This is a genomic window from Allofournierella massiliensis (assembly GCF_964241245.1).
Classification (GTDB): Bacteria; Bacillota; Clostridia; order Oscillospirales; family Ruminococcaceae; genus Allofournierella; species Allofournierella massiliensis.
This window is the reverse complement of the sequence record NZ_CAXSWZ010000034.1, coordinates 17,176-32,271: the sequence shown is the minus strand read 5'-3', so window position 1 is coordinate 32,271 and position 15,096 is coordinate 17,176. Positions and strand designations below refer to the sequence as shown.

The window sequence follows — 15,096 nt, the reverse complement described above, 5'->3', positions numbered from 1 at the left end:
TTTGTCTAGGGCTAAAGCCGTTTTTATTCCACCAGCTTAGCTGGTGGTTGTCGCTCGCTCAAGCTACCCAACACAAAGCGCCCCCGGGCCTGCCGTTCTGGCAAGGCCCGGGGGCGCTTTTATGGTTTGTTCAGTTTTGTTCCTCTTCCGCCGGCAGCCCGGCTTCATCCCGCAGGTTCACACCGCCGCAGTTCAGCCGGAACACATGGAAGCCGATCTCCGCGAAGGGATACCGGTTCAGCAGGGCGCTGGCCGCGTTCAGGGCGGTTTTCAGATCGAAGCAGATGCAGTCGATGTAGGAATAGGCAAAGCCGGTGGCCCCGCCCAGAATCCACAGATCATCGCCCGCGGCCTTCTGCAATTCGTCCTCCAGCTTTCCCCGCAGCTCCACCCGCTGGCCCTCCGGCACCTGTTCGGTGCTGTAAAAGAAGAAGCCGCCGATCACGCCGTCCGCCTGCAAACGGTCCATGCGGGAATCGTCGCCCCGGTAATAGTCCGCCAGCAGCTCGCTGCAGCAGGTGGCCCCGGCAATTACATCCTGCCGCAGGGCCCAGTCCTCCTGGGTGGAGGGCTCGTAGTAGTAATTCTGGTAGTTCCAGGCAATGGCCTGGGCCTGGTCCAGCGCGGCTTCGTCGCCGCCGCAGAACCATTCCGCCATCTTCGCCCGCAGCTCCCGCAGCGGCATGCCGCCCTGGGGCCGGGGCGCGGCCAGCACCTCCAGCCGCTCCACCCGGCACAGCGCGGCCCCCTCGCCCATGGCCTGGCTCAGCAGCCGGGCCGCGGGGGCGATGTCCTGCCCGGCGTGCAGGCCGGGGGCCCAGATGGCCATCACAGCCTTTTCGCCCCGCCGCTCGGGCCAGACCAGCGCCCCTTCCAGCGCCGGGGCCTGCGGGTCGGCGGGCTGGCCCGCCCAGAACACCCAGCGCTCGGCCAGCGTTTCGGGGGCCTTCTCCTGCCAGTAGAGAATCTGAATCAGCCGGGTGGGCATGCACTCGGCCCACACCGCAAGGCGCAGGCGGCCGTCCGCTGCGGTATCCAGCGAGAACTCCGCCCCGCCGAACACCCCGGCCAGCAGCTCCGCGTGCAGATGGCGGGCCTGCCGGGTTTCGCCCGCACGGCTCAGCGCCAGCAGCTCCTGTTCCCGGGCGGCAAAATCGGCCCAGTAGTCCCGCACGCGCTCGGTGAAGGGCTGCTTTTGCACCGGCAGGGCAATGGCGCTGCGGCACCAGTCCAGATACCGCTCGGTCTCCTCGTCGCCGGGGGCCAGCTCATCCGCCCGGTCAAAAGCTTCCAGCGCCTTTTCCTCCCGGCCCAGATGATACCAGGCATACCCGGCCCGGAAATGCCACAGCGGGTCCGCCGCGCTCTGTTCTTTGCACAGATCCAGCACCTGCAGTGCTTCCTCAAAGCGGCCCAGATTGTTCAGCGCCCGGGCCTGCTGGCCCAGCAGCTTCGGGCCTCGCTGTTCGGGCGGCACCGCTTCGATGGCTTTTAAAATCCGCTCATACTGCCGGTCGGCGTTCCAGGCTTCGATCTGCGCCAGCAGCGCCTCATCCTCCGGTGCGCCGCCCTGTGCCGGGCAGGCATTGGGCCGGGCCGGGCTGCTCAGGGGGGCCCGGGGCTCCAGCTCCTTTTCGTCGAACAGGCGCAGAAGGCCCTCGGCCTCCTGCTCCAGCTTGTAGGCCATCTCTTCGTTGTAGAGGGGCGCGGCCTGATACAGGTTCACCTCGCCCCCGCCGGGCAGCGGGCAGACCGCCGCCGCATCCGGCACGCCGCCGGGGATGAGCAGAATCACCCCGGTGAAGCCGCAGCCGGGGGCAAAGGGTCGCCCGTTGGGAATGGTGTGGCCCCAGCCCAGCCAGGTGCCCTGCTCCCGGGGCATGGCGGCCAGCAGCCGCAGCCAGCCCACCGGCCATGCGTTTTGCGGGTCGGCGGAGCGGGAATCCCAATGGGGCGGCAGATACATCATGATCTCGGCCCGCTCGGCCCCGAAGCCCGCCAGCTCCGGCGGCACGTTCATGGGCGCGGCGCCCATGCCGCAGGTGACGAGCACCGTCCAGTGCCGGTGGCGGTGGGGCCGCAGCACCAGCAGCTCCACTCCGCCGCTCTCGGCCGGGGGAATCACCTCGCTCACCGGCCCCAGCCAGCGGTGCAGATGCTCGATCAGCCGGGCCTTCTGCTCTTCGGTATAGGCAGCGGGCGGGGCCGAGGGCTCCGCCGCCTGCTCCTCCGCGGGCAGGGGAGGTTCATCCGCTGAATAATCCTCGTATTCCGGCTCGCCCCAGCGTTCAAAGTTGGCGTCGAACCGCTGGTAGGCGAACAGCCGTTCCTCCCGGCTGCGGCCCACCTGATATCCCAGCCGGAAGGCCCCGCTGCGCTCGATGAGCAGATGGGCCAGCTCCAGTCGGCGGCCCGCTTCCTTTTTCCGGATGGCCGCCCTGGCCAGCCGATCCAGCTCCTCCAGCCGGGCGGCGAGGGCCGCGGCCCAAGCTTCGCTCACCTTGCCCGCGCCCCGCTGGTTCATATCCAGACGCAGGTTCACAAAATTCCCCTGAAATTTCAGGTCCGCAAAGCAGTAGATGCCCTCGAAGAGGGGATTCTCCGCCCCGAAGGCCGCGGCGGCCCGGGCAAGGCCCTCGTCGTCGCCCAGCATGCAGAGCAGCGCTTCTTCGGCGGGGTTGCGCAGGCCCCGGCCTGCCCGCTCCTCGCTCTGGGCCGGGCAGACGCCCTCCGCCTCCAGCCGGGCGGCCTCGATCTGCTCCAGCCCCTGCCCGGCACGCAGGCCCTTCAGCGCCCGTTCCAGCCGGGTCTGGCCGGGGCAGGCGGCAAGGCCCTCCTCCAGCAGCTGTTCGGCGGCGGCTTCGTCGCCAAAATGGGCGGTGAGCACCGCCGCCAGATACCGGCAGATTTCGTCCTGCCCGTCCAGCGAAAGGCCCATGCGGGCAAGGCGCAGGCTTTCCTCCGGCGCGCCGGTGTACAGCCGGGCCAGCGCCAGACTGCGGCACCATTCCAGATTGCCCGCGCCCTGCTCCTCCAGCCGGGCCAGCCACTGGACGGCCTGCTGCCAGGCCTCGTATTCCGCCGCGCCCAGATCCAGCCGGGCCACCAGCAGCGCCAGCTCCAGATCGGCGCGCATCTGCTCCCGGCTGACAAGGCCCAGATCAATGGCGCCCTCCACCTGATCCTGCACCAGATCCAGCGCGTCGTACCAGCGGCCCCGGACCGCCAGCTCCTCCACTCTGGCCCGGGTCTTTTCGTCCAACAGCCGTGTCATCCCCTGTTTCGTTCTCCTTCCCCTGTTTGTTTAAAAGCCCAGCTTCAGGCTCTCGCCTTCCACGGCCACGCCGGCGCTGCGGCTCACCGGAATCGGCGTGCCGTCCCCCATGGCCAGCACCTGGCCCTCGGCCAGCTCCACTTCGCCCTCCAGCAGATCCATCACCAGATTCGCCAGCAGATCCCGCAGCTCCACCGGGCGGCGGGCGCTGTGCAGAATTTCCAGCTCGGGCAGCTCAAAGTCCTGCAAGCCGTAGGTGTAGGCGCACACCCCCTGCTCGCTCTGCCACAGGCCGAAATACACCCAGTTCAGAATGGGCAAAACATCCTCGCGCATGGTGTCGGCCACGGCCCGGTAAAAATCCGGGGCCAGCAGGGTGCCCGCCGCCATCACGCCCAGCGCGCCGGGCTGGCCGCAGGCCGCCGCACTCACCTTGGTGAGCAGCTTTGCCGCTTCCACCGGGCCCGCCTGCCCCTGGGGCAGCACCGTGATCAGCAGATGGGCCCTGTGGGCCGCCGCGGCCTGCACCGCTTCCTCCCACCAGTAGTTGGTCTTTGCCTGCTGCTCCGCCTCGCCCTCCGGCACCGGCGCGTCGATCAGGGCCACCGCCGCGATCATACCGTCGGCGTCGAACACCACGTTGCCGGTGGCGGGGGCCTCCTTCTCGCCGTTTACCGGCAGGCCCCATTCGCTTTGCAGATCCCGGATCAGCTGCTCCCGGTCAAAGGCGGGCTGCTCCAGCAGCACAAAATTCACCAGCGTACCGCCGGCAGCGCCGGCAACGGTCTTTTTCTCTTCCATGGTGGTTCCTCCCTTTTGCGGCCCGCCGGGCGGGCCTGTGCATTACGGCCGCTGACCGGCCGGTTTCTCGTGTTCTGTGTCCGGGCACCGCCTGCCCGCCTGCACCGCCAGCAGCACCACAGCGGCCAGCGCCGCCAGCGCCACCGCCACCGGCCAGGCCATCCACACACCGGTGAGCCCCAGAACAAGCGGCAGGGTGAGCAGCGCCAGCGGCTGGGTGCCCAGCGGCTCGCCGTAGGCCAGAATGCCGCTGAACACCGGCTCGCCCACCGCGCAGAAGTAGCTGCTGCAAAAGCGCACCACCGCCATGAAGGGGTAGCCGATGCACAGCGTCCAGATGGCCGACGCGCCCTCGGCGGTGGCTTCGGGGCTGGCCCCGAACACCAGCGGCAGCTGGTAGCGGCCGATCCAGGTGAGGGCGCTGCAGGCGAATGCCACCCCCACCGCAAGGCAGAGGCCCCACCGGCGCAGCTGAGCCAGATGCTCCCACTCCCCCGCGCCGCGGGCATGGCTGAGCAGCGGCTGCACGCCGTCACCCACGCCGCTCACCAGCGGGATCACCGCACCCAGCACATAGCTGAGCACCGCATACACCGCCACGCCCCGGGTGCCGCCCCAGTGCAGCGCCTGCAGATTGGTGATCAGCAGAATCACGCTGGTGGAGATGGAAAGCCCGAAGGGCGAAACGCCGTATTGCACAATGCGCCGCAGCATGCCCCAACGGGGAACAAAATCCGCCCGGCGCAGGGGCAACTCCCTGCTCGCCAGCAGGCAGGGCAAAGCCAGCACCGCACAGAGAATCTGGGCCGAGCCGGTGGCCACCGCAGCGCCCGCCAGCCCCCACTGGAAGGCCTGAATGAACAGCCAGTCCATCAGAATATTCCCCAGCAGCCCCACAATGGTGAAGCTCATGGCCTGTATGGTCTTGTGGCTGCCCCGCAACAGGGGCAGCACGCCGGTGTTGATGGTCTGGCCCAGCGCCAGCGCACAGATCATCCGGCTGTATTCCAGCGCCGGGGCGTACAGCTCGCCCTTCGCGCCGATCAAAGGCAGAATCACCGGGCAGGCCAGCCAGAGCCCCACGCTCATGGCAACGCCCGCCGCTGCCAGCGCGGTGAGGGTGTTGCCCCTCGCCAGCGCCGCCTCTTCCTTATCGCCCCGGCCCAGCGCGGTGGAAAGGCGCACCGCGCCCCCCAGCCCGAGCCCCAGGCTCACCGCCTGAATGAAGGCGGTGACGGGCCAGGCCACATTGATGGCCGCAAGGCCGATATCTCCCAGATTCCGGCCGATGAAAAAGCCGTCCACAATGATAAAGCAGCTGTTCAGCAGCTGGCTCAGCATGCTGGGCAGCGCATAGCGAAAAAACTGCCGTTTCAACGGGGTCAAGCCACCCGCTCCTTTCCGTTTGCCAGGGGGCCTGGCCCCGCTTTTTCTTTTGTTCTGGCGCCTTATACCAGGTTGCGCTTTTTGCCCTGCAAAAAGGCTTCCAGATTGGCGCACACCTCGGCGCTCAGCCGGGCCAGTGCCTCTTCGGTGGCCCAGGCCACATGGGGGGTGATCAGCACGTTCGGGCAGTGGAGCAGCCCGTCCTTCGGGCGCACCGGCTCATGGGCCGCCACGTCCGAGGCGTAGTAGCCCAAATGCCCGCTTTTCAGCGCGGCGCACACCGCCGCCTCGTCCACCAGCGCACCCCGGGCGGTGTTCAGCAGAATCGCCCCCGGCTTCATGGCCGCCAGCGCCGCCTCATCGATCATGCCACGGGTCTCGGCGGTAGCGGGGCAGTGCAGGCTTACCACGTCGCTGTCCTCCAGCAATTGCTCAAAGGGCACGAACTCCACCCCGTCGGCGGCGTATTCCGGCTTCACATGGCGGGTATAAACCAGCACCCGCATGCCAAAGCCCCGGGCAATGCGCGCCACCGCCCGGCCGATGGCCCCGTAGCCCACCACGCCGAAGGTGCGGCCCGCCAGCTCAAAATGGGGGCGGATGCCGTAGTGCTGCTCCGGCACATCCACCTGCCAGTAGCCGTCCCGCACGCTGGCATCCCGGCCGGCGATGCTGTTGGCCAGCTCCAGCAGCAATGCAAAGGTGTGCTGGGCCACGCTTTCGGTGGAGTAGCCCGGCACGTTGGCCACCGCCACCCCATGGGCGTGGCAGGCGTCCAGATCCAGCTTGTCGATGCCGGTGGACATCAGCCCCACCCAGCGCAGCTTCGGGCAGGCCGCCAGCACCGTCTCGTCGATGTAGCATTTGTTGTCCACCGCAAAATCCGCATCCCGCAGCCGCTGGGCCAGCTGCTCGGGAGGGGTGCGGGGGTATTCCTCCACCACATCCGCCAGGTCGTGCAGCCGGCTCCAGTCCAGATCGCCCGGGCGTACACAGTAGCTGTCCAGCACAACAATTTTCATCGATTCTGCCTCCGTATCCGGGGCGCTTTCCGCCCCGTTTTTGTCTCTTTTGTAATTTTACCCGCTTTTGGCAGGCCCTTCAAGCCCCGCCGCTGGATTTTTGCCGCCGGTTCGTATATAATGAAAAGGAAACCATCTGCCGGGCCCGGTTGTCCGGTGTGGATAAGGGAGGCTTTTGCCATGTATACGCCAAAGCTTGTGATCCGCAAGCTGCTGCTGGGCGCGGTGCTCATGACCGTGGCCATCATCATCACGGTGCTGATTCGGGAAAATATGGACGTAAAGGACCCGGAGCAGGCCCTGCCCACCATCACCATCACGGTAAACGGGGATGTGAACCTGAACGATAAAATGGTGTTCCGGGCCGGATACGAGTGGAACTTCTTCACCACCGTGGCCAAGGATACCCCCACCTACACCAGCGCCACCCTGCGCGAGCAGCTGTATCCGGTGGATCTTGCCCCCAACAGCGTGCTGGACATCAGCTTCTCACTGCCGCCCAAAACCCTGCGCATCCAGCGTGCGTCGGACGATGCGCTGGAAAACTTTGTGGAGCTGGCGGACGTGAGCGACGGCCAGATCATCAGCCCCAGTGCGCCGGGCCTGTATCTCTATCAGGTGGAAGCGGGCTTCGGCTGGCGCGGCTCGGTGCGCTACTTCTTCATGGTGCGGGTGCAGCAGACCAGCTGAGTCCAGAATCTGAGCAGCAAAAAGGAGCGTTCTTATGCCACACCGGCTGAGAACGCTCCTTTTGTGTTTTGGTATCAGTCTCCGGGCGTTTCGCCGCCCGCCTGAATCATGGCCGCGGTGTGGCGGGCCATCAGCCGCCGCTGGTAGTCGCCCGTGTAGGTGCCGTGCAGCAGCTTTGGCAGGGCTTCCTCCTCCAGCGAGTGCCAGCTCATGGCCTCCTGCTCCGGCAGAATGGGGTAAAACAGCACCCCGTTTTTCTCCGCCGCCGCAAGGCACTGGGGTCCGAAGCCCACCACCAGAACCTTCTGGCGGTCGTAGCCGCGGGTCAGCAGCTCGCTCACGCAGTGGGCCAGCTCCCGCCGCTTGATGCACATCGCCGTGCAGGGGGGCAGGCCATGGAAATTCCATTCGCTGTATGCCGAGCGCACGTTCAGATTGGTGAGCAGCACAATGTCCGCCACAATGCGCATCCGCTCCAGGCAGGCCTTCACCCCGTCGAACACCTGGCCGCGGGCAGCATTCAGCGCATATTCCGCGCCCAGAAGGCAGACCATGAACGCCCTCGCCTTCGGCGGGATCTTCTGTGTCCGTTCCATAACAACGCCCCCAATTTTTTCTCAGGCAACACCGCACCATTCACGGCGAACGCCTCAGACGCGCTCCGCCGCCTGAAATTCTGCGGGACTGCCTTAACTTATCCGCGCCGGGTAAAATTCTTTATAACTTAACTATACCAGCAGAGCGGGGGCTGTTGCAACTGTTTTTTGTCTGTTTTTAATGATTTTTTCTCTTTTTATTGAATAATTCTATCTCATTCTCCCAAAACCTGACCGATGGGCTGCTGGATGCACAGGGTGGCCATCCTGTCTGCCGGGGTGGGGGTCATGTTGATGACCACCAGTTCCCTTCCGCCGTAATAGCGCAAAAGGCCCGCCGCCGGATACACCGCAAGGCTGGTGCCGCCCACGATCAGAAGATCCGCCGCCTCCAGCGCATGCACTGCCCGGGTGAGCACCTTCTGGTCCAGCGATTCCTCATACAGCACCACGTCCGGCTTCACGATGCCGCCGCATTCACACCGGGGCACGCCCTCGCTTTCGGCAATGAACTCCACCGGGTAGAATTTGCCGCACCGGGTGCAGTAGTTGCGCAGGGTGCTGCCGTGCAGCTCCAGCACGTTTTTGCTGCCCGCCGCCTGATGCAGCCCGTCGATGTTCTGGGTGATCACCGCCTTCAGCCTGCCCTGAGCCTCAAGTCTGGCCAGCCGCAGATGGGCGGCGTTGGGCCGGGCGTCCTTCACGATCAGCTTGACCCGGTAAAACCGGTAGAATTCCTCCGGATTCGCTTCAAAAAAGCTGCGGCTGATGATCTGTTCCGGCGGGTACTTCCACTGCTGGTTGTACAAACCGTCCACGCTGCGGAAGTCCGGGATGCCGCTCTCGGTGCTCACCCCCGCGCCCCCGAAAAACACAATATTGTTGCTCTTTGCGATCAAATCCTCCAGCTGCCGGTTCATGGGCCCACACTCCTTTGCCTTGTCTCTCTTTGCCGCCCGGCGGGCGGTGTAGTATAATAACCTTATAGAAATGATACCACAAATCCATCCGCCCGGCCATGCCGCCGGGCAAAAAGGGAGGAAACCCGTATGGCAAAGGAAATCACGGCCAGTCTGGTGTTTGAGCATCTGCCCGCCCGCAAGCCGGACAGCCACAAGGGCAGCTACGGAAAGCTCTTATGCGTGTGCGGCTGCAACCAGTACCGGGGCGCTGCGGCGCTGGCGGTGGAGGGCGCGCTGCGCGCCGGTACCGGGGTGCTCACGCTGGCATCCATTGAGCCGGTGCTGCAGGGGGTGGGAGCCCGCTGCCCGGAGGCGGTGTTCCTGCCCTGCCGCACCGGCGAGGACGGCGGCATCGACCCGGCCGAGGGCGAGCGCATTCTGCAGGCCGCCCGGGGCTCGGACGCGATGCTCTTCGGCCCGGGCCTTGGCAACACGCCGGGCACCGCCGCCCTGCTGGAGCAGCTGGGCGAAAGCGCGGGCTGCCCGCTGGTGCTGGACGCGGACGGCCTGAACGCCGCCGCGGCCATGGAAAGCCTGCCCCGGCCCGCAAACCTGCCCCTGATCATCACCCCCCACCCCGGCGAGATGGCCCGGCTGTGCGGGGTGACCACCGCCGAGATCAACGCCAGTCGGGAGAGCGTGGCCGCCGGCTATGCCCGGGCCAACCGGTGCGTGGTGGTGCTGAAGGGCCACCGGACCATCGTGGCCGGGCCGCAGGGCGAGGTATTCTGCAACACCACCGGCAACCCGGGGCTTTCCCGGGGCGGCAGCGGCGATATTCTGGCCGGCATGACCGCGGCCTTTCTGGGTCAGGGGCTGGATCCGCTGTATGCAGCGGTGTGCGCGGTGTGGCTGCACGGGGCCGCCGCCGACCGGTGCGCCGCCCGGCTGGGCCAGTACGGCATGCTGCCCCACGACATTTTATACGATCTGGGTACCATTTTTGCAGACAGCGGCCGCTGATGCCGCGCCCACTGTTCCGCATTGATTCGTAATAAAAAAAGGGGGGGACCGCCATGCAGAACATGAACACCTATTACGATTTTTCCGGCCAGAAGTTCGGCCACCCTCTGAGCCTGAGCATCAACGGCTTTGACCGGCAGGTGTTCAGCCAGCAGACCAGTCTGGAGCTTTCCTATGTGCTGGAAGGGCGGTATGAGGTGATCACCGAGGGCTTTTCCCACCTGCTGAACCGCCATGAACTGGCCCTCATCGCCCCCGGGGAGATCCACATGATCCGCAAAGCCCCCGGCGCGGAAAACAGCGCGACCAGCGTGATTCTCACGGTGCACATCGATTTCGAGCGGATGCCCGAGGCGCTGGTGGGCCAGGTGGACGGCCTGTTCTCCACCATGGTGTGCACCGAAGCGGAAAACGCCCCCCTGCTGGGCCGGCTGCGCCAGACGCTGGGCCGGCTGCTGCGGCTGCTCACCCAGCCGGAGCACAGCCTGTTTCAGCTGAACGCCCGGATGATGGAGCTGGCGGACCTGTGCGCCAGCGGGGCCAGACGGCCCATGGAGTCCATCCCGCTGCAATCGCCATTGCACGAAAGCTCCCGCCGGGCCATCCGGTTCATCAACCGGAACTTCCGGCAGGACATCCATCTGGAGGACGTGGCCAAAGAGCTGGCCTTCAGCGTGTCCTATACCTCCAAGCTGTTTACAAAACACATCGGCCTGCCCTTTGTGAAATACCTTTCCTATGTGCGGGTGCGGGCCTCGCTGGAGGCCCTTTTAGAGGGCAAAGAGAGCATCGAGGCCATCGCGCTGGACTGCGGCATGCCCAGCGCCAAGGCCTACGCCGCCGCCTTTAAGGAGATGTACGGCATTCTGCCCAGCGTCTACCGCAAGCGGTTTTTGCAGAACCTGCGGTACAGCGAGACCGGCGCGGACCAGAAAATGCGGCTGGACGCGGCCCATCTGGCCCTGCTGGATCACCTGCTGCGCCTGCCGGACCAGACCATCCATCAGGCGCCGGGCCTTACCATCCTGCGCCGGGGCGAAGCGGTGGTGTGCGAGAGCGACGGCCCCGCCGCCCTCACCCAGCAGGCGGGCAAACTGGTGGTGGAGTTTACCCCCACGAAGAATTGAAAGCCGGTTTTCCCCGCCGCTCCATTTTCAGAACAAAAAACGCCTGTTTTAACGTTTAACCACGTCAAAACAGGCATTTTTTGTCTTTTGTCGGCAGTTTTATGGCTCCGGCTGACAAACTTCTAACAAAATCCCGCCGTTGATGGCAACCAGCGCACGGGCTTTTGCCCGCCCCACCGTGCTATAATGTGGCCATTGAAACAAGGAACCGGCACGGCGGGCCAGCGGCCCCGCCCGATGCCCCATGAGAAGGAGTTTGGCCATGAGCAAATACGAGCATCTGCTCTCGCCCATCAAGATCGGCGAGACCACCGTGAAAAACCGCATCTTCATGCCGCCTCTGTCCACCAATCTGGCGGATAAGGGCTATGTGACCGACGAGCTGGTGGAGCACTACAAGGCCCGTGCAAAGGGCGGCGTAGGTCTGTTCGTCACCGAGGTGGTGACCGTGGAGCCCACCTACTGCTACCTGCCCGGCGACATGTGCATCTACGACGATTCCTTCATCCCCGGCTGGAAGAAGCTGGCGGACGGCGTGCACGAGTACGGCGCGAAGATTCTGCCCCAGCTGTTCCATCCGGCCCACATGGCCTTCCCCCTGCCCGGCACTCCCCGGCTGATCGCCCCCTCCAACGTGGGCCCCTACTACGCCAAAGAGGCTCCCCGCGCCGTGACCAAAGAGGAGCTGAAGGTGATCATCCGCCAGTTCGGCGAGGCCGCAAAGCGCGCCCAGATCGCCGGCGCCGACGGTGTAGAGATTCACGCGGCCCACGCCCACGGCCTGCTGGGCGGCTTCCTGTCTCCCCTGTACAACAAGCGCACCGATGAATACGGCGGCGACATCGACCACCGCCTGCGCCTGACGCTGGAGGTGATCGAGGAGGTTCGCCGGGTCTGCGGCAAAAACTTCATCATCGATGTGCGCATCTCCGGCAGCGAGTACACCGATGGCGGCCTGAACCTGAACGACATGATCTATGTGGCCAAGCAGCTGGAAAAGGCCGGTGTGGACTTCCTGCACGTTTCCGGCGGCACCACCATCGCCCGCGGCAGCTCCATCCCCGCCCCCGGCACCCCCATGGGCTCCCACGCCGCCACCGCCGCCGAGATCAAGAAGTATGTGTCCATCCCGGTGGCCACTGTGGGCCGCATCACCGAGCCCTGGATTGCCGAGGAGCTGATTGCCAACGGCAAGGCGGACATCTGCATGATCGGCCGCGCCAACCTGTGCGACCCCGAGTTTGCCAACAAGGTGGCCGCCGAAAAGGCCGACGACATCCGCCCCTGCATCGGCTGCCTGCGCTGCCTGAACGGCATCATGTTCGGCAAGCGGGTCGCCTGCACCGTGAATCCCTCCTTCGAGCTGGAGAATGAGGACACTCTCGCCCCCGCCGCCGAGAAGAAAAACGTGCTGGTGATCGGCAGCGGCCCCGCCGGCATGGAAGCCGCCTTTGTGGCCGCAAAGCGTGGCCACCATGTGGTGCTGTGCGAGAAAGACGCCGAGCTGGGAGGCCTGATGCGCATTGCCGCGGTGCCCATCGCCAAGCAGGATCTGACCCGCCTGATTCAGTACATGGCCCGCCGTCTGGAGGGTGCAGGCGTGGAGGTACGCCTGAACTGCACCGTGGACAAAGCCATGCTGGAGGGCGAGTTCAAGGGCTACGAGGTGATCGCCGGCGCGGGTGCACAGCCCATTGTGGTGCCTGCCTTCACCGGCTTCAAGCAGTGGATGACCGCCGACGACGTGCTGGCGGGCCGCGCCTTCCCCGGCCGCAGGATCGTTGTGATCGGCGGCGGCTCGGTGGGCTGCGAGACCGCCGACTACCTGGCCCCGCTGGTGAACGATCTGTATCCCCGCAACCGGGAAATCACTCTGCTGGAAATGGCTCCCGGCGTGATGGCCAGCGAGTCCGGCCCGGGCCGCAGCCTGCTGGTGCAGCGCATGATGGCCAAGGGCGTGCAGATGATCTGCGGCGCCAAGGTGGAGAAGGTGGACGAATCGAGCATCTGGTACACCAAAGACGGCCAGCAGCACTGCATTGCCGACGCGGACACGCTGGTTCTGGCCATGGGCTACAAGGCCGACCCGGCGCTGGAGGAGATGCTGAAGGCCGCCGGCGCCAGCTACCACCTGATCGGTGACGCCAACAAGGTTGGCACCATCAAGGACGCCATCGGCGCCGGCTACGAGACCGCCAAGGCTCTGTAATGTCCTGACGCGGCGTTTCCCTTGTCCGCGTTTTCCCGCAACACCCAAACACCCAAAACAGACCCCCGCACCGCTCCATTCTTTCCCCTGGAGCGGCGCGGCGGTTCTGTTTTTATGCACTGGCATTCAGCATTTCTTCGTTTGTTTCCCGGTAAACCGTCCACCCCAAAAGCTTGACCTCAAATCCGTCAATATAGGGTTTGACTCCTTTCACCTCCGGTGCCAGCTGATGGATTTTGGTGACCTCATAAAGCAGCGCCTGATACCGAACGCTACCCCCGTCCTTCAAATTCACCCGAACCGGCACCAGCAGCACTGCCGTCAACCCCGCAGCTGCCGCAAAAAGCCACCATTTTCCTTTTTTCATTCCGTACCGCCTCCTTTTTCAATATCTTTTTATCCCTTCAGACCTTGTGCCTGCGCATGCTCAGCGCAGCGCCCGCCTGACCACCAGTGCCAGACCGATGCACACTGCCGTGACCAGGGCGTGCAGCAGGATGGAGGTGTACCAGGGCGCGCTCATCATGGCGTAAAGCCCGGGCCGCGCCACCCGCTCCCAACAGGTGTACAGGCTGCTGCCCAGAAATACCCCGGCCATGGTTCCCATAAACAGATTCAGCCCGGTGCGGACGTGTTTTTTCCAGTTCATTCCCGTTTCCTCCCTTTTCTGCAACGATGTGCGGCCATGCCCGCCGCCACCAGCGAAAGCAATCCAAGGCCCAGCGCCGCCATGCCGCCGGAATAGCCCAGCCTGTCACACAGTGCGCCCGCCAGCGGGCTCACCGGCAGCATGGCCAGACTGTACGCCATGCTCTGCACGCTCACCAGCGTGGCCCGCCGGTCGCTGGGGAAATCCCGGTTCAGGCGGGCGGTCATCTTCACCTCCAGCACGCCGTCCCAAAAGATGGCGGCGGCTCCGGCGGCCAGTGCCAGACTGAGCACCGGCGCACCCGCCAGCGCAAGGCTGCCCCCGATGCCCGCCGCGCACAGCAGCGCCACACTGCGAAACCGAAAGCGCCCGCCCATCCGGCCGGCCAGCGCGGAACCCGCCGCGCCCGCCAGCGGCAGCAGGGCCAGCACCGGCCCAAGCAGCCCGGCGGGAAGGCCCAGTTCCATCAGGCGGGGCTGCAACAGCTGGCCCCCGAAATAGGCGCAGCAGCCGCAGGCGCCGTCCAGCAGCATTTTTTCCGCCGCCGGGTTCTGGCGCAAAAACACGCCGGTCTCGGCCACATGCTGCCGCAGCCGGGGCCAAAACTCCCGAATCGTGCCCTGCGCAGCCTGCCCGTGGGGCGGCTCCGCCAGCCCCAGCGCCAACACAAACCCCGCCAGAGCGGCGGCAAAATCCGTCAGGTAGGCCAGCCGCCAGCCCAGAGCCAGCGCCGCCCCGGCGCAGAGGGCACAGCCCACGGCGGACGCCCGGTAAAGAACGCCCATTCGCCCGGCCACCCGTTCATAGTCCCCGGCCCGGCCCGCCTGCAGCAGGCTGTCGTAGGTGATGGCCTCCCGTGTGCCGCTGATCAGATTGTAGGAAAGGGCCGAAAGCCCCATGGCAAGGCAGACGCCCCCGATGCCCCAGCTGGCGATCATGGCAAGGCAGGCCAGCGCCCGCACGGCCATGCTGGCGGCCAGCGTGCGCCTGCGGCCCAAAAGATCCGCCGCCATGCCGCTGGGCACCTCACACAAAAGGCTCACCAGATGGAAAAACCCCTCGGCCAGACCGATCTGGGCCAGCGAAAAGCCCCGCCCGGCCAGCAGCACCACCCAGATCACCTGGGCAAACCCGAATCCGCTCACCGCTTCCAGAAAATACAGCGCGCGGAGCTGATGATTGATCTTCATAACAAAAAATCCTTTCCGAATCAAGATGCGTGTTCACGCCCTGTTTCGGAAAGGATCCATTGCACAAAAAGCTTCCCGGGAAATGCCCGGAAACCTGGCCTGTTCAGGCACGGCGGCAGCGTTCTGACCGAAAAAAGGGCGCACTTCGAGCCGGAACCGCCATTTCGTTGCCTTTTTGTACACGAACCGTGCGCATTTTCCATCCCATGGCCGCGCCCTCCTTTCCG

Annotated in this window: 13 protein-coding genes; 4 read left to right on the top strand and 9 right to left on the bottom strand. The window is 65.4% G+C overall.

Annotated features, from left to right (window positions below; translation table 11 throughout):
* Positions 1-130 precede the first annotated feature (130 nt).
* The 4 genes from ACESYO_RS14385 to ACESYO_RS14370 all read right to left on the bottom strand — a co-directional run bounded on the left by ACESYO_RS14385 (position 131) and on the right by ACESYO_RS14370 (position 6,483).
* Positions 131-3,274 (bottom strand): suppressor of fused domain protein, encoded by a 3,144-nt coding sequence (locus tag ACESYO_RS14385; protein WP_373210137.1) that lies wholly within the window; start codon positions 3,272-3,274, stop codon positions 131-133.
* A 30-nt stretch (positions 3,275-3,304) separates the two neighbouring features.
* Positions 3,305-4,075, bottom strand: coding sequence for a DUF4261 domain-containing protein (locus ACESYO_RS14380; RefSeq protein WP_283128699.1), 771 nt, complete (start codon positions 4,073-4,075; stop codon positions 3,305-3,307).
* A 42-nt stretch (positions 4,076-4,117) separates the two neighbouring features.
* Positions 4,118-5,461, bottom strand: a complete 1,344-nt coding sequence (locus ACESYO_RS14375) for an MATE family efflux transporter (RefSeq protein ID WP_283128700.1) — start codon at positions 5,459-5,461, stop codon at positions 4,118-4,120.
* Positions 5,462-5,523: 62 nt separating this feature from the next.
* Positions 5,524-6,483 (bottom strand): D-2-hydroxyacid dehydrogenase, encoded by a 960-nt coding sequence (locus ACESYO_RS14370; RefSeq protein WP_058964055.1) that lies wholly within the window; start codon positions 6,481-6,483, stop codon positions 5,524-5,526.
* 180 nt (positions 6,484-6,663) lie between these two features.
* Here ACESYO_RS14370 and ACESYO_RS14365 point away from each other — a divergent pair, with 180 nt between their 5' ends.
* Entirely contained in the window at positions 6,664-7,173 is a 510-nt protein-coding gene (locus ACESYO_RS14365) for a hypothetical protein (RefSeq protein ID WP_058964054.1), read from the top strand.
* A gap of 74 nt (positions 7,174-7,247) precedes the next feature.
* Here the strand turns inward: ACESYO_RS14365 and ACESYO_RS14360 are convergent, their stop codons facing one another.
* The gene (locus ACESYO_RS14360; protein ID WP_373210140.1) at positions 7,248-7,769 is read right to left on the bottom strand and encodes a hypothetical protein; all 522 of its coding nucleotides are present in this window, start codon (positions 7,767-7,769) and stop codon (positions 7,248-7,250) included.
* 215 nt (positions 7,770-7,984) lie between these two features.
* A complete protein-coding gene (locus tag ACESYO_RS14355; protein WP_373210141.1) occupies positions 7,985-8,689 on the bottom strand; it encodes an NAD-dependent protein deacylase in 705 nt (234 codons plus the stop codon).
* A 129-nt stretch (positions 8,690-8,818) separates the two neighbouring features.
* Here ACESYO_RS14355 and ACESYO_RS14350 point away from each other — a divergent pair, with 129 nt between their 5' ends.
* The 3 genes from ACESYO_RS14350 to ACESYO_RS14340 all read left to right on the top strand — a co-directional run bounded on the left by ACESYO_RS14350 (position 8,819) and on the right by ACESYO_RS14340 (position 13,030).
* Positions 8,819-9,694 carry an NAD(P)H-hydrate dehydratase gene (locus tag ACESYO_RS14350; protein ID WP_373210143.1) on the top strand — a complete coding sequence of 292 codons (876 nt, stop codon included), beginning with the start codon at positions 8,819-8,821 and terminating at the stop codon, positions 9,692-9,694.
* A gap of 53 nt (positions 9,695-9,747) precedes the next feature.
* Positions 9,748-10,821, top strand: a complete 1,074-nt coding sequence (locus ACESYO_RS14345) for a helix-turn-helix transcriptional regulator (RefSeq protein ID WP_373210145.1) — start codon at positions 9,748-9,750, stop codon at positions 10,819-10,821.
* 262 nt (positions 10,822-11,083) lie between these two features.
* Positions 11,084-13,030, top strand: coding sequence for an oxidoreductase (locus ACESYO_RS14340; protein WP_373210147.1), 1,947 nt, complete (start codon positions 11,084-11,086; stop codon positions 13,028-13,030).
* Between the two features lie 112 nt (positions 13,031-13,142).
* Here ACESYO_RS14340 and ACESYO_RS14335 read toward each other — a convergent pair whose 3' ends face one another.
* The 3 genes from ACESYO_RS14335 to ACESYO_RS14325 are packed head-to-tail and all read right to left on the bottom strand — an operon-like array spanning position 13,143 to position 14,869.
* Positions 13,143-13,397 carry a hypothetical protein gene (locus ACESYO_RS14335; protein WP_373210149.1) on the bottom strand — a complete coding sequence of 85 codons (255 nt, stop codon included), beginning with the start codon at positions 13,395-13,397 and terminating at the stop codon, positions 13,143-13,145.
* A gap of 60 nt (positions 13,398-13,457) precedes the next feature.
* Complete coding sequence (locus tag ACESYO_RS14330) at positions 13,458-13,679, bottom strand: hypothetical protein (protein ID WP_058964048.1); 222 nt, start codon at positions 13,677-13,679, stop codon at positions 13,458-13,460.
* On the bottom strand, positions 13,676-14,869 hold the full coding sequence (locus ACESYO_RS14325) for an MFS transporter (RefSeq protein WP_373210151.1): 1,194 nt from the start codon (positions 14,867-14,869) through the stop codon (positions 13,676-13,678). The genes ACESYO_RS14330 and ACESYO_RS14325 overlap by 4 nt, the downstream gene beginning before the upstream one ends.
* Positions 14,870-15,096 lie beyond the last annotated feature (227 nt).